Below are 21,322 nucleotides of genomic sequence, written 5' to 3'. Positions count from 1 at the left end.
GGCTTTCGACTGATTATTGCTGCTGATCACTCGCGCGCTAACCCAACAATCGTCAATGTCAAAAGTTTGCAACAGAGCCCAAACAGAGAACCCCAAAAGTTTCCAACAGAACCCGGTGAACAGTATGTTTTTCTTTGGCTTCATATAATAATACTCATAAATTTTGCCTTATGCGCACTACTCGTCAGATCCCGCGGCGTGCTGTCTTCTGCGTATTTCTGCGCCTGGACACTGTCCTTGTACCTGCCCATGTAACTTAGGACCGGAGATGGAGAGAAATCCATCTCCGGGTTTGCCGCGAATTTAAGTGAAGTACCGAGCAATCTGTTCAACGATGATTTTTGCCTCATCCTTAGACAAGTCTTTCCTGCGGATACGCAGGCGTAATTCGCTGGCAGAAACTTCACCCAAAACATCCCCGCCGCCAGGCAAAGGGACAGGCGTCAAACGCTGAACTTGCTGGGGGCGTCCGCCCCGTGCTTTGTCTTTTCCTGGCGCGGAGTTTGTTTTGAGAGCGGCCTCAAGCAAGCCCCACTCGGTTTTAGCGTCCAACGCCCCTGCCCCAGCCAAAGCCTGGCGCAACTCTGCCTGAGCGCCCTCGCGCAAGGCCGACGCTATTTTCAAACCCGCCTTTTCCGACAACGCGACCGGATGCTGCAGTAAATCCCCCAGGGCTTCATGAACCACGGCAAAACTGCGCACCTTTGATCGCTTTGCTTTGGACGCGGCAGCAAACAGAACGTCAACTGCAGCTTCGGTCGATGCGAACACACCCTGCCCTGCTGCCAGCACTGCAATCCGTCCACGCTCATAGGGGCTCAGATTGGCGCGCAGCTCGTTTTCTTCAACCATTGAGACATAAGCGTCCTGCCCAGACCCCGCCTCACGAATGAACGCAGGAATCTCTGCAAAGCGCGGATCAGTTTCAGCAAGCTTGCGGAACGCCTCTAGCCTACGGAATCCGGAGATCAACCCAAATCCTTCGCCCTCGCGCGTGACCTCAATGGGTGTTCGCAACCCGTGAACGCGCAAAGACTCCAGCAGTTCATCCATTGCCTCGACATCTTCGACCATGCGGTCCCGGCGAATGAAATCAGCATCAATCTGATCCAGCGACAGCATTTCCGCAACCAGACCAGCGTCCTGTGCATCGCGCCATCGTGCGGCGTCGCCCTGATCCTGGGCTAAAGCCAGCCGATCCGTGACCCCCGCCATTCCGTTTAAAGCGGCCGCTTCTCCGGCAACCTGAGCGATCGGCGGCGGTGATGATTTTGTTTCAAACGGGCTGATCGAGGGTTTCGCCGCGAAACCCGCCTCCAATTGCTCAAGTTCCGAAGTATCCGGGGCTGTCAGTCTTCTGCGTTTAGCCATCTGCTTCTCCTCCCATTTCGGCGTCGCGCCACCAGCAACCGATCAAAACCTCTTTGAATTCAGCGTAAGTGCGGTCAAAGGTCTCTCGTCCACGGACATAAGTGTCTCGGTTAAAGTCACGGTAATCGGCCTCGTAGATGCCGTTGACCTGCTCGCCGGCCTGCCCGACCAGCGCGGTGTAGTCCTGTCGATATGCATTCATGAAATCGCCGAAATAGGCCTGAATCACGTTTGCCATATCGGTTTGCTGATTGGTGTCAAATCGGGTGATGATGGCGCGCACAACGTCCCATTCGAACTTTAGCTCGGGCAAGCCCGCCGCGCGTTGGGCTGTGTTTTCACCGTCCTCGATACTGGCAAAGGTGGTGTAGAGCATGTCAAAAAATCGGCCAGTGGAATCAAACTCCAGAAACGACGCCCCCAACGGCACCAGAAGAATGTCCGCCGCAGCCAGTGCGTTGATCGTTAGGTACCCAAGTGCAGGAGGCGTATCGAGGAAAACGATATCGTAATCATTCAACACGCCTTCGTCTTGCAGGAAGTTGGTAAGCCCATCCCATAACGGCCAACTGCGAAGCCCCATACGCCAGACTGGAATCTGAAATTCGGCCCAGTACAAGTTCAACTGAGCGCCGATCAGGTCGATATTGGGCCAGTGGGTTTTTTGAATAACGTCGCGGGGAAGGGTGTTCAGGGCTTCGCTCAGCGTTTCATCCAAAGGAATTTCAGGCTGTCCCGCGGCTGTCCGCACATGGTTTTCCTCCTGCACGGCGCGGGCGTAATCCTTGGCTATCAAGGGAAACACTGTCTGCCATTCATCCGCAACCTTACCACCCAGGATAGATGTCATTGATCCCTGACTGTCCAGATCGATAACAAGAACCTTGTACCCATCCAACGCGGCCGACATTGCCAGATGTGCCGCTGTCGAGGTTTTCCCGACCCCCCCTTTGAAATTGGCGACCGCCACGACCTTGGCTGGCAAACCTTCAGGACGGTAAGGAAGATATTCCTTAGTGCTTACGCCTTCCGCGGCGAAGTGCTTTCTCAGCAGCAACACTTCGTCCAATGTAAACCACTTGGATCGGGCCTCTCCTTCACCCTGGGGGAGCTCGGGATTGGCCTTGAGCACACGCCGCAAATGTGCCGGGGCCACCGGAATTAGATACTTGGTAATTTCCCATACTGAGAACCGGCGAAGACGCTTTTCTCCGTCAGGCGCGTATCCACGTCGGGCAAGATCCTCTCGTCCTTTGGCACAAAACGCGGCAGCCTTGGCGAATCGAGAGGTTCCTATAGGATCAGGTAACTTTCCTGCGGCCTGTTGTGGATCCAGATTGAAATAGGGCGGCAGAGGAGGTTGGTTAGATTTATTCACTGTCGATGCCTCAGATAATGTTCGCCTTGTCGGCGTATATTCCCCAACATAGCGAACATTGGTTTCCGAAGCTATCCTTCTAAGGGGCGTTTTCCACAGGATTTGGGGGAAGCTGCTGGTTTCGTCACGAAACCGCCAAAAAATGAAGAACACAGGGCAACAAAGAGTTTATTACTTTTAGTTACTTTAGAATCTTTGCGCGGTAAAAAACGTTTAAAAACAAACGGTAAAAAGGGATTCGGTGCCTGAATACAGGGGAACGGGCACCCAAATACAGGATGGATGGTACCCATATACGGGTGGTTAAGTGCCAGACTCCGGGAAGAAGGGGCCCGATTCGCAGGGGCTTGGATACTCGCACTTATTAGACCCTACTCAGCTTGTTTTTCTCGGCTTTGTCCGGCTCCGACGCCTCCGGATTGTGACATATGCTTATGGTTCTGGGGATAAGTCGGGCCCCTTTTCGCTAAGGTACCCGTCCACGGGATTCAACGCCTCCTGTATTTGGGTACCCAAAACAAATTGATCCAAAGGTGCTTTTCATGCCACAAACATGAAAACGAGCAGCCAGGCAGAATCATGCCGGATACACAATTGGACATGGATCACCTTTCCGGAGCGTTGCGCCGGGAGACGGTTAAGAAAAACGTCGCCGCTATTCATATCAGCGGCAAGCTTTCGCTGTTGCAGCGGAAGCTGTCGAACGTCCTGTTGCTGAATGCTTACGATGCCTTGACCTCAGCATCGACGCACACGATCGACGCGCGCACTTTGGCGATGATGGTGGGGTATAACTCCAACGACTTTGACACATTGCGCGCCAGTCTTCGGGCCTTAGCTGAAACCGTGGCAGAGTGGGACATGCTGGACGAGCAGGGCCGCCAGGAATGGGGGGTGTCGTCATTGCTCAGTTTTGCCAAGCTGAAAAGCGGCGTTTGTGAATACGCTTATTCCCCGGCTTTGGCGCAAAAGCTCTATGATCCCAAAATTTATGCCCTGATCAATGTGCAGATTCAAAGGAATTTCAGTTCCGGGCACGGGCTGGCACTGTATGAAAATTGCTATCGGTTCGTCCGGACCGGGTCGACTGGGTGGTGGCCTCTGGACGTTTTCCGCAAGCTCATGGGCGTTGATGGCAGCGACTACTACAGCAGCTTCAAGCACCTCAACGCAAAGATCATCAAACCTGCCGTGGCTGAGGTCAACAAAAGCTCGGACATTCTGATAGAGCCGGAGTTTCAAAAAAAAGGGCGCACGGTGACCGACATTCGGTTCCTCATCAAAGGCAATCCGCAAAAGGCGATGTTCGAAATCGACGACAATGATGGTGTGCGGAACCTGCGGGTTTACAAGACACTGCGCGATCGTGGTGTCTCAGACCGGTTGGCGCGTCAATGGATTGCCGAGCATGGTCAGGAGTATGTACAGCAAAAACTCGATTACGTGAGCGGGCAGGGGGATGTCAAATCCACTCTTGGGTATCTGTCAGCAGCCTTGCGCAATGACTACCAGGTGCCAGAGGTGGAAACTCCGCCTGAACCCAGCCCTGAGGCGGTTGAAGCCGCCCGGCAGAGGGAGGTTGAAAAGGCGCAGGAAGACCGCGCTTTTGCGGACCGCGCGGCGGAACGGACAGAGAGGTCTCGTAAGCTCTCGGTTGTAGAGGAGCTGGTTTCGCGACGAAACCCTACGCAGCGCGATGCCGACAAACAGCTGTTTTTGGCAGGGCTGGACAACGACCTGGATCGCGAACACTTCCGAAAGCATGGATGGCGATCTGGTTTGAACGCAACCGCCATCTTCAAATTCTGGCAAGAGTTGGAGCCGGATGCCTTCACCTGATTGGAGTTGATCGTACTTGGCAGGAAGCCCGTTACCAGTCGATCAGGCTAGCGGTTTTTCATCGCAGATCTGAGGGCATCACCAAGCGCGCTGTGCTGCGCATTATTGCTATTTTTTGCGCGTTGCGATTCTTTGGGTTTTGTATGTCCTGACGTCTTCCCGGGTCCTTGACTGGTACGGTCGTCGCGAGCGGATGTACCTCCGTCCTTGCGCATGGTTAGACCGATCCGCTTGCGCGGCACGTCCACCTCGACCACAGTGACTTTGACCACTTGTCCCGTCTTGACCACCTCATGTGGGTCTTTGACAAAGCGGTCGGCCAATTGACTGACATGTACCAATCCGTCCTGATGGACGCCGACATCTACAAATGCGCCAAACGCTGCAACGTTGGTAACGGTGCCTTCCAGCACCATACCGGGTTTCAAGTCGGTGATGGTTTCAATGCCGTCTGTGAAGCTCGCGGTCACAAAACTTGGGCGCGGATCACGGCCAGGTTTTTCCAACTCAGCAAAGATATCACGCACCGTAGGTAGGCCAAAGGTTTCGTTGACAAACTGCTCGGCCCGCAGACCTTTCAGAACTCCGTCATGTCCCATGATCTGCCGAATGTCGCGGCCGCAGGCAGCCACAATACGACTTGCGACGCCGTACGCTTCGGGGTGCACCGAAGATGCGTCGAGTGGCTCTGACCCGTTGCGAATGCGCAAAAACCCGGCAGATTGCTCATAAGCCCGGGGCCCTAGGCGGGCGACTTTCAGCAAATCCTTGCGGGAATGAAACGCGCCGTTCAGGTCGCGATGGGCAACAATGGAATCGGCCAATCCAGGCCCCAGACCCGACACATGAGAGAGGAGGGGGGCCGAGGCCGTATTCAGATCGACGCCGACGGCATTCACCACATCCTCAATCACGGATGCCAAAGATTGAGACAACCGATGTTGGTCGACATCGTGCTGATATTGGCCGACGCCGATGGACTTAGGTTCGATCTTGACCAACTCGGCCAACGGGTCCTGCAACCGCCGGGCGATCGAGACCGCTCCGCGCAGTGAAACGTCCAAATCAGGAAATTCACGCGCAGCCAGTTCCGAGGCGGAATAGACCGAAGCACCAGCCTCAGATACGATAACCTTGGTGGGGCTGGTGACGGATTTGGGCAGCAGTTTCAGAGTGTCACCGACCAGCTTTTCAGTCTCACGGCTGGCAGTACCGTTGCCAATAGCGATGAGTTCGATGCTGTGGCGGGCGATCAGGTTCAGAAGGCTTGCCTGGGCGCCACGCAAATCGTTCTTGGGCTGAAATGGGTACACCGTCTCGGTCGCGAGTACTTTGCCCGTAGCATCGACCACAGCAGCTTTGACACCGGTCCGAATTCCTGGATCTAAGCCCAGTGTCGCCCGGGCTCCGGCCGGGGCAGAAAACAATAAGTCCTTGAGATTGCGAGAAAATACTTGAATTGCCTCATCCTGCGCCCGACTACGCAGGTCGGCCATCAGCTCGACCATCATCGACAGAGACAGTTTCACCCGCCAAGTCCATCCCGCCACCTTGCGCAGCCACTTGTCGCCGGGGGCCTCGCTGCGTGTGTGGAGATGGGCGGCCACGATGGATTCGGCGCGGGCTGCACCAGAATCGGGCTCGGGCGCGATGTCCAGCGTTACGATCCCCTCTTTCGATGCCCGCAGCATGGCCAAAGCACGATGCGATGGGGTCTTGGACCACAGCTCGGAATGGCTGAAATAGTCGCTGAATTTCGCGCCTTCCTGTTCTTTGCCGTCGATCACTTTCGATGTCAGCATCGCCTCGCGCTGCATGAAGCGGCGCAGCTCACCCAAGAGGCCGGCGTTCTCAGTCAGCTGTTCGGTGATGATATCGCGCGCGCCGTTTAGGGCGTCCTTGGTTGTAGGGACCAATTCGGTCACATAGCCCTGCGCCAGAGTTTCCGGCTCGGCGGACCGGTCTGCAAGGATTGCATCGGCCAAAGGCTCCAACCCGTTTTCCCGTGCGATCATCGCCTTGGTGCGGCGCTTGGGTTTGTAGGGCAGGTAGATGTCTTCCAGCTGCGCCTTGGTATCCGCCTGTGCGATGGACTTCGCCAGATCGTCGGTCAGCTTGCCCTGGTCTTTGATTGACCCCAAAATAGTGCTGCGCCGCGCGTCCAGTTCCCGCATATAGGTCAGCCGGTCGGACAGGGTGCGTAGTTGCGTGTCGTCCAATCCGCCGGTCGCCTCTTTGCGGTAGCGCGCGACAAAGGGTACGGTGGCCCCTTCGTCCAGCAGTTTGACCGCGGCGCCGACCTGTTCAGGGCGGGCTTTAATCTCGGTGGCGATGGTGCGGGCGATGCGGTCCAATGGGGCCTCCTGAAAATGTCCGGAGGGACTTCATAACCAGCCAATTCGCCAAGGGGAAGGGGTTAGGCCTGATCCTTCAGGGCCATCAAGTCGTCGTGCAGAGTTTTGGCGATCTCGACATATCCGCGGGCGGTGTTTTGCGCACGCGCCGCAAAACGGCGTTGCGAAGGTAGGCGGGCCCCCTGTTCGGTGATGTCGGCAAATAAACGCTCGGCACGGGCGTCGTTTTCCGCCACCCGTCCGCCGCTGAACCGGGAAGGGTCAAAGGCGAGGATGATTTCGCCGTGATAGGGTGCACCGGCTGTGCCGCCATCGAACTCCAGGCTTTCCAAACTGGTCAGATCGTCAATCAACGGCCCAGCCAAAAGTTCGATCATGATCGACAGCGCGGACCCTTTGTAGCTGCCAAAGGTCAGCATTGCGCCGTCCATGGCCGCGGTCGGGTCGGTTGTCGGGTTGCCATCTTTGTCGAGGGCGATACCGTCGGGCAAAGGCTTGCCTGCGCGGCGGTAAAGCTCGATCTCGCCCCGAGCAACTGCGCTGGTAGCAAAGTCGAAGGTGAACGGATCCTTGCCTTGGCGCGGCCAACTGAAGGCCAGCGGGTTGGTGCCAAGGCTGCCCCGTGTGCCCCCGGCGGGTGCAACCCAGGCGTGGCTAGGCACCATCGCCATCGCGGCCAGACCGGCCGCAGACAGGCTTTCTACTTCGGGCCAGAGCGCCGAGAAATGAAAACACCGGTTGATGGCCATCGCGGCGATTCCATGTGTTCGGGTCTTTTCGATCAGAATGGGCAGAGCCAGATCAAACGCCAACAATGACATGCCGCCCTGTGCGTCCACCCGCACAACGGCGTCGTCGGACGGCGCAACGATCGGTTTGGCATTCCCGTCCACCTTGCCAGTGCGCATGGTCTGGGCACACATGAACAGGCGAAACAGGCCGTGGGACTGGCAGTCGTCGATCTGACAGGTGGTCAGCAAATCGGCAATGGCCTGGGCGTGATCGGGACCAAAGCCGGATTTGGTCAGGATGGTCAGGCTCAGCTCCTGAATCTCATCCAATGTCAGTTTGACCGTCTCGCTCATGCCCCGCTCTCCCTTTTCTGAGGTGAGACAAGGGATAGCGCGGCAGAGAGGGCAGGGAAACCGCATTTCAACGGGCAGGGGTCATTCCTGCCCTACATCCTGCAGATAGGCGATGACGTTGGTAATGTCGTCGTCTTTCTTCAGGCCGGGGAATTGCATCTTGTTGCCAGGGATGGTGCCTTTGGGGTCAACCAGAAACGCGGTCAGGCTTTCGGGTGTCCAGACAATGCCTGAGCCTGCCATGGGGGCAGAGTATTTGAAACCTTCGGCCTGACCAACTGACGCACCGATGATGCCATGCAACGAAGGTCCCACACCATTTCGACCCTCCTTCACCTGATGGCAGGCCTTGCATTTGCGAAAGACCTTTTTACCTGCCTTGATGTCTCCTTCGACCGCGGCCACGGCAACGGGGTCGGCTGTTGCGGCCTCAGCTTTTTTCTCACCGATGTTAAAGATCAGTCGCGCGGTCACGGGCACGGTCCGGGTGATACCGGGCAGGTTGGCCAGCTCCATCAACTTATCAACGCCGGCATTTACCCCGGCATCTTCGGTGCTGAGAAAAACCATATCGTTGGTGGTCACCATAACCGTGGTCTCGGACAGGCGGGCCACGAACATCTCGGCGTCGAAGGCGACGGCTGTGCCGGCCAGCCTTAGCGTGGTCTCGGCGTCAACATTGGTGGTTTCGCCAACCCCAAGACCCGAAACCTCGGCCATGTCAAACTCGGCGGTCAATGACGCCGAACCAGCCTTGCGGAACACATATTCGATCATCCGATCGTTGCGGATGTCGATATTTGTTTCAATCGAAGAGAGGTCGATCTCAATCTCGACCTTGCCGTCCGGGGTGACATGCCCGCTGAGTCCGGTGAAAGAATTGACTTCACCCACAGTGTTTTTTTTGATCGTGCCGTAGGCCAGATGCGATCCTTCGGGGGACAGCGTCCAGCCCGTGGCAAGTACCGGAGTTGCAACAATCGCCGACGCAATCGTGAGCGCTTTCAACAGAAGTTTCATTTCTTTCCTCCGCGGGTTATGTCAGTCCTGACCCCGCGGGCCCGGTCCGTGAAAAACAAACACACACAGGTCGTGAATTATTCGATGGGCGGCGAAATTAGTTCAGAACAGGCCGTGCGCGGCGCGATTCAGACGCATTCAAGACGCGTCTGGCGGTTTGGGCTTGCGCTGTCCGGGGCTTCGGACGTGGCAGACGATCTGTTGCAATCCACCTGCGTGCGCGCGCTGGAGCGTCACCATCAAGTTACTTCTTATGATCGGCTGGACAGCTGGCTGATGACGATCTGCCGGTCGATCTGGCTGAATGAAGTGCGCTCACGCTCGGTCCGCAGGGCGCAGGCGCTGTCTGTAACGCCCGAGGCGGAATTAATTGCGTCCGGGCCTGATTCAGAAACGAATATTTACGCCGCTGAGGTGTTTACAGAAGTAATGCAACTGCCAGAAGCGCAACGAGAAACGGTTATGCTTGTGTTCGTCGAGGGCTATAGTTACCGCGAAGCCGCCGCGTTGCTGGAAGTGCCGATAGGAACTATCATGAGCCGGCTATCCAACGCCCGGCAGAAACTAAAAACCGTGATGCAGCATGACGCGGCAGACGCCGGTCGACGGAGTGGCAAATGACGTTTTCCGATGAGACGCTGATGGCGTATCTGGTAGGAAATCTGGAGGAGGTCGAGGCTGGCGCAATCGAAAGCGCGGTTGAGGCTGACCCCGAACTGGAACAGCGCCTGATGGCGCTGGACCCGTTTGCACCAGTGGTGCACGGCGTGTTCGATCAATTGCCTGCTGCAGCGCCACAGATAGATTTGCCTGATCCGCTAACCGCTGCCCCGGTTCCACCCGCAGGTAGCGCGTTGCGGTTGCTGGCTGTCGCGGCCTCGGTCGCGGTTGTGGCGGTATCGGCGACATTCTGGGCCACGCGCCCGGCCCCGATGGGGTGGGCGCAGCAGGCCGCGATTTACCAGTCGCTTTATGCGCCTGACACGATCGCAGTGCTGGACACCTCGCCCGAGGCTTTGGACGTTCAGTTCGCGCATGCCGAAGAGCGTCTTGGGCGGTCTCTGAACCGCGAAGCACTGGAGGCGCTGCCGGGAATGGAGCTGAAACGCGCGCAAACCTTGTCATTCAAAGGTAAGCCGCTGGTTCAGGTCGTTTTTGCAGACGCGCAGGGACAGCCTTTTGCCTTCTGTGTAATCCGACAGGGTGAAGGCGCGCCGAACAAGGACGTGAACGAGGCTGTGCTGAGCGGCCTCGCCACCGCGACTTGGGCGCAAGACGGCTTTGGGTACATGTTGATCGGCAGCAGTGACCAGACTGATCTGGATGGGCAGCTGGACATCCTGACCACAACTTTCGCAGGCTGACAGCGCAGGGGAGCAGAATCGCCTTGTGAACCAGAGCAAATGCCCGAAATATGCCGTGCATGACGACGAAGCCTGTCAAACCTGATCCGGATGAGGACGCCGATGCGGTTGGTCCTCCCAGTATCTATGACACGGACCCGCCTGACGAGGACGATCTTTGGTTTCTGCCGCCCGAGGACGAAGACGCGGGTGATGATTTCTTCTTGTCCGGTCCCAAAGCGAACCAACGGCAGCTGTTTGATCCGCGGGATTGGCGGGCTGCGCAATCAGAGCTGTCTTATGAGTTGGCAGATCTGGCCGCCACCTTTGGCGCGCTGGATGAACGTTTGCGGGCCGGGCCACAGGGGTGGACTCACCGACTGGCCCTGATGGATGTATCGGATCTGGGCTGGTGGACCGGCGACCGGATCAGTGTGGATCGTCTGGCTTTGTGGACTGGCCTGCGGATTGGCGCCACCAGCGACGATGTCCAGGCCTTGTTTCGCGCAGGTTGGGCTGTGCGGCGCCTGACTTCGGGGCCGGGCCCGTCGGAAGGAGGCTGGGCCGTCGGTCTAACTGCTTTCCTGGACCGGATGGCGCAAGGGATTGAGACCGTGCCCGAAGCGGTGGCTGATCTGGCCGAAGTGATGGGCAACGCCGACGGGTTGCATCCGGTCACTCAGGCCGCGATTGGGTTTCACGCCTGGCGTGCGCTGTCACAGGGCATCGGTCAGGATACTGAGGCTGCGATCATCGCGGCCCGGCATGCGGCAACGATGGGACGGGGCGGGGCATTGTTTATGCCGCTGGCCCTGTCCGGTCCGGGTGCGCTGCGCGGGATGGGAGATGTTGACGAAAAACTCTCGGCCTGGATCAAAGGGGCAGGGCAGGCAGCGCTGGCAGCATTGCTGCACCTGGATCGAGTCAAAACCTGGGACAAACGTGCCCGCGAGGCGACCAGCGGGCTAAGTGGCAGGACACCACCCCAGCTGATCGATGCTCTGACCGCATGGCCGATGGTGTCAGCTCCATTGGCGGAAGAATTGACTCAGGCATCGCGTGCGGCGGTGCAACGCAACATCGACCGATTCACCAGGCGCGGACTGATCCGCGAAGTGACAGGGCAGGGGCGTTACCGGGTCTGGACCGCGGCACTGTAATCCAACAGCCAGTCGCGAAAGGCCCGGGCAGGCGGACGCAGTGCCGCGCGGGACGGGTAGATCAGGTGATAGGCTTCTTGCCCCGCGACCTCTATCCCCGGCAAACAGGGGACAAGGCCAGACAGGGTCATGATACGGTCTGACGCCGGAGCCCGGGCCAGCACGACGCCGCCTCCACTGGCGGACAGTTCAGCCGCCATCAGGGAATTGTCGGCGAAGAAATAGCGCGCCCGTCCTGGTGGAAGGCGCAGGGTTTCGAACAGATGCGGCCAGCTTGCGCGATGGGTTGAAACCTCGATCAGTGGAAAGTTGAACAGATCCTGTGGCTGGCGTATTTGTGCGGCGATTTCCGATGGGGCCACGGGGTACAATCGCTCTGTCAGCAACTCATCCCCTTCGGTGCCGTAAAGCGTAGGGTTGCCAAACACAATTTGCAGATCCGTAAACCGGTTGGCGAAATCTGAAACCAGATTGCCGGTGGACATAGACAGGTTGACCTGCGGATGGGCCTGCTGAAACGCCGGCAGCCCACCCGCAAGTACCCCATGTGCAAACAACAACACCGATTGCACGTAAAGCCGCTGTTCCCGCGTCTCACCAAACAGCCCGGTGGTGGCGGTTTCCAGCATCAAAAGCGATTGTTGGACTGAAGGAAGATAGGCGCGGCCGGTTTCGGTCAGGGTTACCGCATGGGCGTGACGGTGAAACAACGGTGTACCCAACCGAGTTTCCAGCGCCCTGACCTGCTGGCTGACAGCGGCGGCGGACATGTTCAGTTGCGTGGCAGCCCGGGCGAAGCTTTCGGTTCGAGCGGCAGCCTCGAACACGCGTAGCCAGTTGAGTGATGGGATACGGGACGACATGAGAACAGGCTAAGCTTAACTTAGTCTAACGGGCAAGAGGTTGTGTTCTGACGAATAGACAGCCTGCATTACCCTGACAGGGCAAGCATCACCGGAGTGTCCAATGTCGCAAGCAGATACTATGCCCGGCTCGGTTCTGACAACCGACCAGAGAGACCGATATTGGGTGGACGGGTTTCTCACGCCGTTGTCCGTGTTTTCTCAAGACGAAGCCGCAGGGTTCCGGTCTGAGTTGGAACAGATTGAACGGGATTGGCTGGCTGCCGACCTGCCCCTGCCACTGAACACATACAAACGTGTAAATGCGCATCTGGTGATTCCTCTGGCGGCGCGGATTTCCTTGGATCCGCGGGTGCTGGACGTGGTCCAAGGCATCCTGGGGCCAGATATCATGGTCTGGTCGGCCGAGTTTTTCATCAAAGAGGCCCGCACGACCCACACCGTCGGGATGCATCAGGACCTAACCTATTGGGGAATGGGAGAGACGCCGGATCAAGTCACAGCCTGGATCGCCCTATCCCCGGCCACGGTCGAAAGCGGGTGCATGGATTTTGTACAGGCCAGCCACAAAAACCCGATCCTGCCGCATACCGATACATATTCCGAGACCAATCTGCTGTCGCGCGGGCAAGAGATCGCCGTAGAAGTGGCGGAACAGGACAAGACCCACATCGAACTGGCGCCGGGGCAAATGTCGCTGCATCACGGGCTGACGATTCACGGCTCGGGTCCGAACCGGTCGGATGCCCGCAGGATCGGACTGGCGATCCGATATCTGAACCCCAATGCCAAACAGCTGGTTGCAGATCGCGACTATGCGCTGTTGGCCCGGGGGCAGGATGGGCAATCAAACTTTGTGCATGTCGAACCGCCGCGTGCGCTATTCTCAGAGCAGGCTCTGGCCCTTTACGAACAGGTCCGTCGAGATCAAAGCAAGGCGCTGGCCGACGGCGCACAGGATTCAGTACCCTTGTACGCGGCGACCTGAGCGGTCGTCGAAGTCAGCGTCCCACCCCGACATAAGAGTCAAACCCTGATTTCAACACGGCCCTCGCAGAATAGATGTTGCGCAGATCTACCATGCGTGGATGGGCCATCGCATTGGCCAGATCAGCCAGGTTTAACGCGCGGAACTCATTCCATTCGGTCAGCAGGACAACCGCGTCCGCGTCTTTTACGGCCTCATACGGATCAGACACCCAGTCGACGCCGGGCAAAAGCGCTTCGCCCTCGGTCCTGCCCTGCGGATCCACGACGCGCACCTTGGCACCGCTGCCGATCAACGCTGGGACGATGGTCAGAGAGGGCGCGTCACGTATGTCGTCGGTATTGGGTTTGAACGTCACGCCGAGGATCGCGATGGTCTTGCCGTTGAAACTGTCATCACAGGCCTCGCGGATCTTCTCGATCATGCGCTTTTTGACTCCGTCATTGACGCGAATGACGGTTTCAGTGATTTGCATCGGATGCGCATGTTCCTGCCCGATCCGCGCCAGCGCTGCGGTGTCCTTGGGAAAGCATGACCCACCATAGCCGGGGCCGGCATGCAGGAACTTGTTGCCGATCCGACCATCCAGACCAATCCCGCGTGCCACTTCTTTAACGTCGCCGCCTGCACGTTCGCACAGCCCTGCAATCTCGTTGATAAAGGTGATCTTGGTCGCCAGAAACGCATTCGCCGCGTATTTGATCATCTCGGCACTTTCCAGATCGGTAGTCAGGATTGGAAAGTCCCGCAAATAGAGAGGGCGATAAATCTCGGCCATGACATCAGCTGCGCGGTCGTTTTCCACTCCGACCACAACCCGATCAGGGCGCATGAAATCATCTATCGCCGCGCCTTCGCGCAGAAACTCGGGGTTTGAGGCTACGTCGAACGCAGCGCTTGGGTTGGTGGCTGAAACGACCGCGTGCACTTTGCGATTGGTTCCAACCGGCACGGTCGATTTTGTTACGATCACCGTATAGGCGGTGACCGCCTGTGCGATTTCTTCCGCGGCGGCCATCACATAGGTCAGGTCCGCGTGCCCGTCACCGCGCCGGGTGGGCGTGCCGACTGCAATAAATACAGCATCCGCGCCGTCGACAGCCGTTGCGAGATCGGTGGTAAAGCTCAGGCGGCCCGCAGCCACGTTCTTGGCCATTAGAACATCAAGCCCGGGTTCGTAGATCGGGATCTGGCCAGCCTGCAAAGTCCGGATTTTCTCTTCGGCTTTGTCGACGCAGATTACGTCATGGCCAAAATCGGAAAAACACACGCCTGACACCAGACCCACATAGCCGGTGCCAATCATCGCAATACGCATACTCAAATCCTTTTCGACCAATTACCGTTCTTAACAGGCATACATTCAGGAAACTTCCGCCGGTTTCAATGGTTGTGCCGTGCCTTGGGTTGCAATTCGGAACTTCTTGCTGTTTTTGGGCGACGATAGAGCAAATTGGGTTGCGTGGGACAAAAGCGATGACAAAAAAGGCAATTATTACTGGGATTACCGGACAGGACGGATCTTACCTGGCCGAGTTTTTACTTGAAAAAGGCTACGAAGTGCACGGCATTAAGCGACGTGCGTCCTCTTTCAACACGCAGCGGATTGACCATATTTACCAAGATCCGCATGAGCCCAATCCGAAACTGCATCTGCATTACGGCGACCTTAGCGATACATCGAACCTGACTCGAATCATTCAGGAAGTGCAGCCGGACGAAGTCTATAACCTCGGGGCGCAGTCACATGTGGCCGTCAGCTTCGAATCCCCCGAGTATACGGCCGATGTGGATGCGCTTGGTTCTTTGCGGCTGTTGGAAGCTATCCGTTTCCTAGGGTTGGAGAAAAAGACACGCTTCTATCAGGCCTCCACGTCCGAGCTGTATGGGTTGGTCCAGGAGATCCCTCAGCGCGAAACCACACCGTTTTACCCGCGTTCACCTTATGCGGTTGCCAAGCTGTATTCGTACTGGATCACAGTAAACTACCGTGAGGCTTATGGCATGTATGCCTGCAACGGCATCCTGTTTAATCACGAAAGCCCGCGCCGCGGCGAAACCTTTGTGACTCGCAAGATCACCCGCGGACTAGCCAACATTGCGCAGGGCCTCGAAGATTGTCTGTATATGGGCAATATCGACAGCCTGCGGGACTGGGGTCATGCGAAAGACTACGTACGCATGCAGTGGCTTATGTTGCAGCAGGACACTCCCGAAGACTTTGTGATTGCAACAGGGGTACAGTATTCGGTGCGCCAGTTCATCGAATGGTCGGCAGCTGAGCTGGGTGTAACCGTAGAGTTTTCCGGTGAAGGTGTAGACGAGGTCGCAACAGTTAAATCCATCGAAGGTGACAATGCGCCAGCGTTGAAGCCCGGCGATGTCGTTATGCGCATCGACCCGCAATACTTCCGCCCGGCCGAGGTAGAAACACTGCTTGGTGATCCTTCGAATGCCAAAAACAAACTGGGCTGGGAGCCGGAGTTGACCGTACAGGAAATGTGCGCCGAGATGGTGCAGGATGACCTGAAAACGGCAAAACGTCATGCGCTGCTTAAAGAGCATGGTTTTGATTTGCCGGTGAGCCTTGAAAACGGCTGAGGAGAGCGACATGCGTAAGATCTACGTTGCCGGGCATCGTGGCATGGTTGGCGGTGCTATCCTGCGCCGCCTGAAAGATCGACAAGCTGCGGGCGAAGCGCTTGAACTGTTAACTCGCACGCACTCTGAGTTGGACCTTACCGATCAGGCAGCTGTCCGCGCATTCATGCAGGTCGAGCGTCCCGATGTGGTCATTCTGGCCGCTGCTAAAGTGGGTGGTATTCACGCGAATAACACCTACCCAGCAGATTTCATTTACAAAAACCTGATGATCGAATGCAATGTTATCCATCAGGCATTTGACGCGGGCGTCAAACACCTGCTGCAATTGGGCAGTTCGTGCATTTATCCGCGCGCGGTTCCGCAACCCATGCGCGAGGATGCCTTGCTAACCGGTATATTGGAGCCCACCAACGAACCCTATGCCGTAGCCAAGATTGCAGGTATCAAACTTTGTGAAAGCTACAATCGTCAGCACGGGGTTGATTACCGCTCGGTGATGCCAACCAACCTGTATGGGCCGGGCGACAATTTCCACCCCGAAAACAGCCACGTCCTGCCCGCATTGATCCGTAGGTTCCACGAAGCTCAGCGCGATGGTGTGGACGAGGTGGTGATCTGGGGCACAGGCAAACCGCGCCGTGAATTCCTGCATGTCGAAGACATGGCCGAAGCGTCCTTGTTCCTACTGGACCTGCCGCGCGACGTTTATGAGGCGAACACCCAACCGATGCTAAGCCATATCAATGTAGGATGTGGAGAGGATGTCTCAATCGCGGAACTTGCCGCTTTGGTCGCCAAGACAATTGGTTTCACAGGCCGCATTACCCAAGATGCCAGCAAGCCGGACGGCACTCTGCGCAAGTTGATGGATGTGTCTCGTTTAGCCGATATGGGATGGCGCGCGGGGGTCAGCCTAGAAGACGGTGTTCGCGAGACTTATGCTTGGTTTCTGGACCAGGCCGACACGGACATTCGCGCAAAGTAACCGCCCGTGCAATGGCCCGGGCGGTATCAGGTTCAGAACCAGCGGCCGATCGCAGCGGCCGTTGGTGACTGCAACGCAGCGTCATTGACTGTGGACAGAACTTTGTAGGTCACCTGGCTATTGGTCGGAGCGTCGAAACTGGCGAACCGACCAGTCACACCGCCACTACCGCTGACCGTAACCGAGGTGCCCGACGCAAATGCGATCGGATAGTCCCAGGACGAGCTGCTGCTTGCAAACAGCGCGCCTTCGGTATTGGTGCAGTCGGTGGCCGCAAGGGTCGTGGTACAGATTTGGGTCCCGTCCGCGAACCGTACGTAATCACCATTCGGCGTGGTTCCAGATTCAATCACCGCGCCGGTCGGAACGCCTGAATTTTCGGATACGGGCCCCACCAGATTGCCCGGACCATAGCCAAAATCAGCTCGCATCAACCGACCGGCAGTCGTGTCTACGCGCTGGCTTGAACAGCTGCGCCACTTGCAGTCCCGTCCGTAGGATCAAAGGCCAACGCCTCGGTCCAGGACCCGCCATCCGGCGAGACCTTGATTGAGAATGCCGTACTGCCGGACAGCCCCATCTCGGCATGACCAGTCCAGTTGGACTGAAACAGCAAAGAGGCCGTGTCGCTCGCGCCGGCCTTGTTGATCTTAACCTGATGCCCGGTGCCGTCATGACTGAGCAAAGTTGCCGGGGACCGAACAGATAGACGGTTTGTGGCATCATACCCTGTCGCTACGCCGACGCCGTTCAGATTCTGCGTGGCCATCGGGAGTTCGATCCAGCCACTGCCATCCCAGATCTTCATCTGTCCCGCGCTTTCATCCCAGGCACGCCAACCTGTGTCGGGAGAGGCGAAATGCCAGGCATTGTCCAGCCACGCTGCCAACATACCTGCCTGACCCACCCAATCCCCAATAGGGGCCGCGCCAAGCGCGTGGGTCTCTCCCTGATCAGGCGCGACGGGTGGGTTCGATGCATTCACAGATGCGACACTTAGTTGGACAATCATGTCCAGCTGGCGCAGAGCTTCGTTATGGGTGACGTGCTTCTGCGCCTGTGAGGGTTGCAGAAACGGCAGGTTCAATCGGGGTGAGATTTGTGACACGGGCGTCCTCCTGTGGCTGTCGATCCGACAATTTCATTGCGCGCCACAGTGCCGTGACGTGCATGAATCCTGTCTGACCGGGCCGAACGCCCACACAATGATTTGCTAACCCTTTGACCTAACCCTCAGCATTGGGCAAAAGCTTAGAGCAAAAAAACCGACCCTGTATGCCAGGGTCGGAGCGGGTAGTTTTCAATAGAAAGACCGAGCGGTTATTGGGCTGCCTGACCGGTGGCGTACAAATCCTGCAGATACTGATTCAGATCGTCGCGCAGGTCATCCCGTGCCAGTGCAAAAGCAACCGTGGCTTGAAGGAAGCCGGATTTAGAGCCGCAGTCGAAACGTTGACCATCGAATTTGTAACCAAAAACAGGCACACCGTTGCAAATATCCTCGGCGATTGCGTCGGTCAGTTGAATTTCACCGCCACTGCCCGTCTTCGCTTGGTTGAGATTGTACAGAACAGAGGGTCCAAGCACGTATCGTCCAATGACGGCAAGGTTGGATGGCGCTTCATCGGGTTTCGGCTTTTCGACCATACCCTTGGCACGAACCACCGTGCCGACGTTTTCACCCACGTCCAAAACGCCGTAGGAACTGGTTTTGTTTGAGGGAACTTCCATGGTCGCAACCATATTGCCGCCGGTTTCTTCATAGGCTTCGATCATCTGCTGCAGGCATGGTTTGTCGGCGGCAATCACGTCATCGGGCAGCATCACGGCAAAAGGTTCATCTCCGATCAAACGGCGGGCGCACCAAACCGCGTGTCCCAAACCCAGCGCTTTGTGCTGGCGAATATAGGCAATCGCCCCGCTTTCCATATTGGTTGCATTCAGAGTTTCCAAAAGATCGTCCTTGCCTTTGGATTTCAACTCTTGTTCCAGCACGAGGTTATGATCGAAATAATCTTCAAGCGCGGACTTGCCACGGGATGTTACAAAAATGAACTCGGTGATGCCGGCTGCGCGGGCTTCGTCGATGGCATATTGCACCAACGGGCGATCAACCAGGGTCATGATTTCCTTGGGGACCGACTTGGTGGCGGGCAGAAATCGGGTACCCAACCCTGCAACGGGGAAGATCGCCTTTGTGACCTTGCGTGCCATGTTACCTCTCAAGTTAAAACAATACCTGGTCGTTTATCGTGTTTGATGGGCTTTCTATTAGGCCCTGTGCCGCAAACAATCAACGCCAAGGGATGTGCGGATTCAATCCGCAAGGATGGTGCCACCAGGGGGTGGGGAAGTCAAAACGAACAAGGGATATACACCGCTTAGCCCTGTATCATTGTCCTCGGTTAAGGCGCAATGATGCCGAAACCACCCTTATTGGTCCTGCGTTATGAGCGGAGTTTGACCGATGTGGGAGTTTGGTGGAAATAGCCCCAAAACCATAAGGTGGCTTTGGGGCGCGGGTATCAGGTTCCGGCCATGAGCGTTTCCAACGGATCATGTTCGGCGACAAAATGGTCCGGCTTCACTTCGCTCAGCTGTGGAACGTAATCGTGCTCACCGGTAGACAACCGGCTGGGCAAAAACCGCAACGCGGCTTTGGGGTCCATGGGTGATGGAAGCTCGCCCGGCAGTTTGAGCCGCTGCCGGCTGCGCTCCACATCGGGGTCGGGGATCGGAACCGCCGAGATCAGGGACTTGGTATAGGGATGGATCGGGTCCGAGCAGATCACCTCGCCATCACCCAATTCAACAATCCGACCCAGATACAGAACCATGATGCGGTTCGAGACGGCGCGCACCACGGACAGGTCATGGCTGATGAAAATCATCGACAGGCCGAATTCTTGCTGTAACTCACGTAGCAATTCAACGATCTGCGCCTGAATCGAGACGTCCAGCGCCGAGACCGCCTCGTCACAAATGATCAGCTTGGGCTTGTTGATCATCGCGCGCGCAATGCCAACCCTCTGGTTCTGGCCGCCTGACAGCTCATGCGGGTAGCGGTTGATCATGTTGGCGTTCAGACCCACGCGTTCCATCATCGCGGCGACCATATCCTTGCGTTCCCGTTCGGTCAGGTCAGGGCGATAGGTTTTCAGCGGCTCAGCAATCGAGGCCGAGATCGTCATCCGCGGATCAAGGCTTGCCAGCGGATCCTGGAACACGATCTGCAGGTCTTTGCGGTACTTGTTCAGTTCGGCCCGCTTCAGCCCGACAATCGGATGGCCCAGCCAGCTGACATTGCCACCGCTGGGCTCGATCAGTTGCAAGACGGCCCGCGCCAATGTGGACTTGCCACAGCCAGACTCGCCCACGACCCCCAGCGTTTCACCTTTCCGGATGTCAAAACTGACCCCATCCACCGCCTTCAAAGGAACCTTTCGCCCAAACAACCCGCCCGAGACGTGGATCGGGAAGTGCACCTGGACATTGTCGACCTTCAGCAGCGGTTCGTCGTCTTTTTCAAGGGCCTTTGGGGCGTCACCTGCATCGATACGGGGCATCGCGTCTAGCAGCGTGCGTGTATATTCGTGCTGCGGCGCGCGGAAGATGTCGCGCGTTTCGCCCGCCTCGACAAACTGGCCCATGCGCATGACCTGAATGCGATCGCACATCCGCGCAACGACACCCATGTCATGGGTGATCAGGGCAATCGCGGTGCCTTCGTCTTTTTGCAAGCGCACCATCAGATCCAGGATGTCGGCTTGTACGGTGACATCCAGCGCCGTCGTTGGTTCATCCGCGATCAATAGCTTGGGATTACACAGCATCGACATCGCGATCATGACACGCTGGCGCATTCCGCCGGACAGCTCGTGCGGGTATTGGTCCAGACGGCGCGCCGCCTCTGGGATGCGCACCCGGTTCAGCCAGTCCAGACAGCGCCCCCGTGCCGCAGATCCCTGCAGTCCTTCATGAACTTGCAGAACCTCGCGCATTTGCTGACCAATCCGCAGATGTGGTGTCAGTGCGGTTAGCGGATCCTGAAAAATCATGCCGACATCGTCGCCACGGATTTTGTTCAGCTTGTTGACCGGCAGGTTCAGGATTTCCTTGCCGTTCAGCATGGCCGACCCGCTGGCGTGGCCCGCTGGCGGCAAAAGCCCCATCGCGGCCATGAAGGTCTGGCTTTTGCCCGACCCGCTTTCACCCACGATGCCAAGGCATTCGCCCGGGTTGATGTCAAAGCTGATGCCCTTGACGGCCTCGACCACACCATCGGGAGTGTTGAACCGGACGCTCAGGTCCTTAATGGAAAACAGGCTCATA

Annotated in this window: 18 protein-coding genes; 7 read left to right on the top strand and 11 right to left on the bottom strand. The window is 57.3% G+C overall.

All coding sequences use genetic code 11. From position 1 onward, the window contains the following. Nucleotides 1–303: 303 nt before the first annotated feature. On the bottom strand, nt 304–1,371 hold the full coding sequence (locus RUM8411_RS08655) for a ParB/RepB/Spo0J family partition protein (protein WP_085822287.1): 1,068 nt from the start codon (nt 1,369–1,371) through the stop codon (nt 304–306). Further along, entirely contained in the window at nt 1,364–2,749 is a 1,386-nt protein-coding gene (locus RUM8411_RS08650; RefSeq protein WP_085822286.1) for an AAA family ATPase, read from the bottom strand. Before RUM8411_RS08650 ends, RUM8411_RS08655 begins: the two co-directional genes overlap by 8 nt. Before the next feature lie 579 nt (nt 2,750–3,328). Between RUM8411_RS08650 and RUM8411_RS08645 the strand changes: the two genes are divergently transcribed. After that, nucleotides 3,329–4,588 carry a replication initiation protein gene (locus RUM8411_RS08645; protein ID WP_085822285.1) on the top strand — a complete coding sequence of 420 codons (1,260 nt, stop codon included), beginning with the start codon at nt 3,329–3,331 and terminating at the stop codon, nt 4,586–4,588. 47 nt (nt 4,589–4,635) lie between these two features. Here the strand turns inward: RUM8411_RS08645 and RUM8411_RS08640 are convergent, their stop codons facing one another. The 3 genes from RUM8411_RS08640 to RUM8411_RS08630 form a co-directional block, all read right to left on the bottom strand. Further along, nucleotides 4,636–6,942, bottom strand: a complete 2,307-nt coding sequence (locus RUM8411_RS08640) for a Tex family protein (protein ID WP_085822284.1) — start codon at nt 6,940–6,942, stop codon at nt 4,636–4,638. Nucleotides 6,943–7,004: 62 nt separating this feature from the next. Beyond that, nucleotides 7,005–8,027, bottom strand: coding sequence for an Ldh family oxidoreductase (locus RUM8411_RS08635; protein WP_085822283.1), 1,023 nt, complete (start codon nt 8,025–8,027; stop codon nt 7,005–7,007). An 81-nt stretch (nt 8,028–8,108) separates the two neighbouring features. After that, nucleotides 8,109–9,047, bottom strand: coding sequence for a c-type cytochrome (locus RUM8411_RS08630; RefSeq protein ID WP_143534858.1), 939 nt, complete (start codon nt 9,045–9,047; stop codon nt 8,109–8,111). A 48-nt stretch (nt 9,048–9,095) separates the two neighbouring features. Here RUM8411_RS08630 and RUM8411_RS08625 point away from each other — a divergent pair, with 48 nt between their 5' ends. Genes RUM8411_RS08625 through RUM8411_RS08615 form a run of 3 tightly spaced genes read left to right on the top strand, consistent with a single transcriptional unit; the run spans nt 9,096 to nt 11,550 of the window. Then, entirely contained in the window at nt 9,096–9,668 is a 573-nt protein-coding gene (locus tag RUM8411_RS08625) for an RNA polymerase sigma factor (RefSeq protein WP_234995177.1), read from the top strand. After that, nucleotides 9,665–10,411 carry a hypothetical protein gene (locus RUM8411_RS08620; RefSeq protein WP_085822282.1) on the top strand — a complete coding sequence of 249 codons (747 nt, stop codon included), beginning with the start codon at nt 9,665–9,667 and terminating at the stop codon, nt 10,409–10,411. Before RUM8411_RS08625 ends, RUM8411_RS08620 begins: the two co-directional genes overlap by 4 nt. A 59-nt stretch (nt 10,412–10,470) precedes the next feature. Continuing rightward, nucleotides 10,471–11,550 (top strand): helix-turn-helix domain-containing protein, encoded by a 1,080-nt coding sequence (locus RUM8411_RS08615; protein WP_085822372.1) that lies wholly within the window; start codon nt 10,471–10,473, stop codon nt 11,548–11,550. Here RUM8411_RS08615 and RUM8411_RS08610 read toward each other — a convergent pair. After that, nucleotides 11,523–12,413, bottom strand: a complete 891-nt coding sequence (locus RUM8411_RS08610; RefSeq protein WP_085822281.1) for a LysR family transcriptional regulator — start codon at nt 12,411–12,413, stop codon at nt 11,523–11,525. The two genes, RUM8411_RS08615 and RUM8411_RS08610, sit on opposite strands and share 28 nt — an antisense overlap. Before the next feature lie 103 nt (nt 12,414–12,516). Between RUM8411_RS08610 and RUM8411_RS08605 the strand changes: the two genes are divergently transcribed. Further along, the gene (locus RUM8411_RS08605) at nt 12,517–13,401 is read left to right on the top strand and encodes a phytanoyl-CoA dioxygenase family protein (RefSeq protein WP_085822280.1); all 885 of its coding nucleotides are present in this window, start codon (nt 12,517–12,519) and stop codon (nt 13,399–13,401) included. Nucleotides 13,402–13,414: 13 nt separating this feature from the next. Here RUM8411_RS08605 and RUM8411_RS08600 read toward each other — a convergent pair whose 3' ends face one another. Next, nucleotides 13,415–14,719: a UDP-glucose dehydrogenase family protein gene (locus RUM8411_RS08600; RefSeq protein ID WP_085822371.1), complete on the bottom strand. Its 1,305-nt coding sequence runs from the start codon at nt 14,717–14,719 to the stop codon at nt 13,415–13,417. A 158-nt stretch (nt 14,720–14,877) separates the two neighbouring features. Between RUM8411_RS08600 and gmd the strand changes: the two genes are divergently transcribed. Next, entirely contained in the window at nt 14,878–16,002 is a 1,125-nt protein-coding gene (gene gmd / locus RUM8411_RS08595; protein ID WP_085822279.1) for a GDP-mannose 4,6-dehydratase, read from the top strand. A gap of 10 nt (nt 16,003–16,012) precedes the next feature. Next, on the top strand, nt 16,013–16,990 hold the full coding sequence (gene fcl, locus RUM8411_RS08590) for a GDP-L-fucose synthase (RefSeq protein ID WP_085822278.1): 978 nt from the start codon (nt 16,013–16,015) through the stop codon (nt 16,988–16,990). 32 nt (nt 16,991–17,022) lie between these two features. Here fcl and RUM8411_RS22995 read toward each other — a convergent pair whose 3' ends face one another. The 4 genes from RUM8411_RS22995 to RUM8411_RS08575 all read right to left on the bottom strand — a co-directional run bounded on the left by RUM8411_RS22995 (nt 17,023) and on the right by RUM8411_RS08575 (nt 21,321). Next, on the bottom strand, nt 17,023–17,421 hold the full coding sequence (locus RUM8411_RS22995; protein WP_234995176.1) for a hypothetical protein: 399 nt from the start codon (nt 17,419–17,421) through the stop codon (nt 17,023–17,025). Nucleotides 17,422–17,441: 20 nt separating this feature from the next. Then, nucleotides 17,442–18,098, bottom strand: coding sequence for a DUF2793 domain-containing protein (locus RUM8411_RS22990; protein ID WP_234995175.1), 657 nt, complete (start codon nt 18,096–18,098; stop codon nt 17,442–17,444). 212 nt (nt 18,099–18,310) lie between these two features. Continuing rightward, complete coding sequence (galU, locus tag RUM8411_RS08580) at nt 18,311–19,204, bottom strand: UTP--glucose-1-phosphate uridylyltransferase GalU (protein ID WP_085822277.1); 894 nt, start codon at nt 19,202–19,204, stop codon at nt 18,311–18,313. Nucleotides 19,205–19,515: 311 nt separating this feature from the next. Next, a complete protein-coding gene (locus tag RUM8411_RS08575; RefSeq protein WP_085822276.1) occupies nt 19,516–21,321 on the bottom strand; it encodes an ABC transporter ATP-binding protein in 1,806 nt (601 codons plus the stop codon). Nucleotide 21,322 lies beyond the last annotated feature (1 nt).

It is taken from the genome of Ruegeria meonggei (genome assembly GCF_900172215.1).
GTDB classification, from domain to species: domain Bacteria; phylum Pseudomonadota; class Alphaproteobacteria; order Rhodobacterales; family Rhodobacteraceae; genus Ruegeria; species Ruegeria meonggei.
This window is presented reverse-complemented; position numbering and strand designations above follow the sequence as displayed.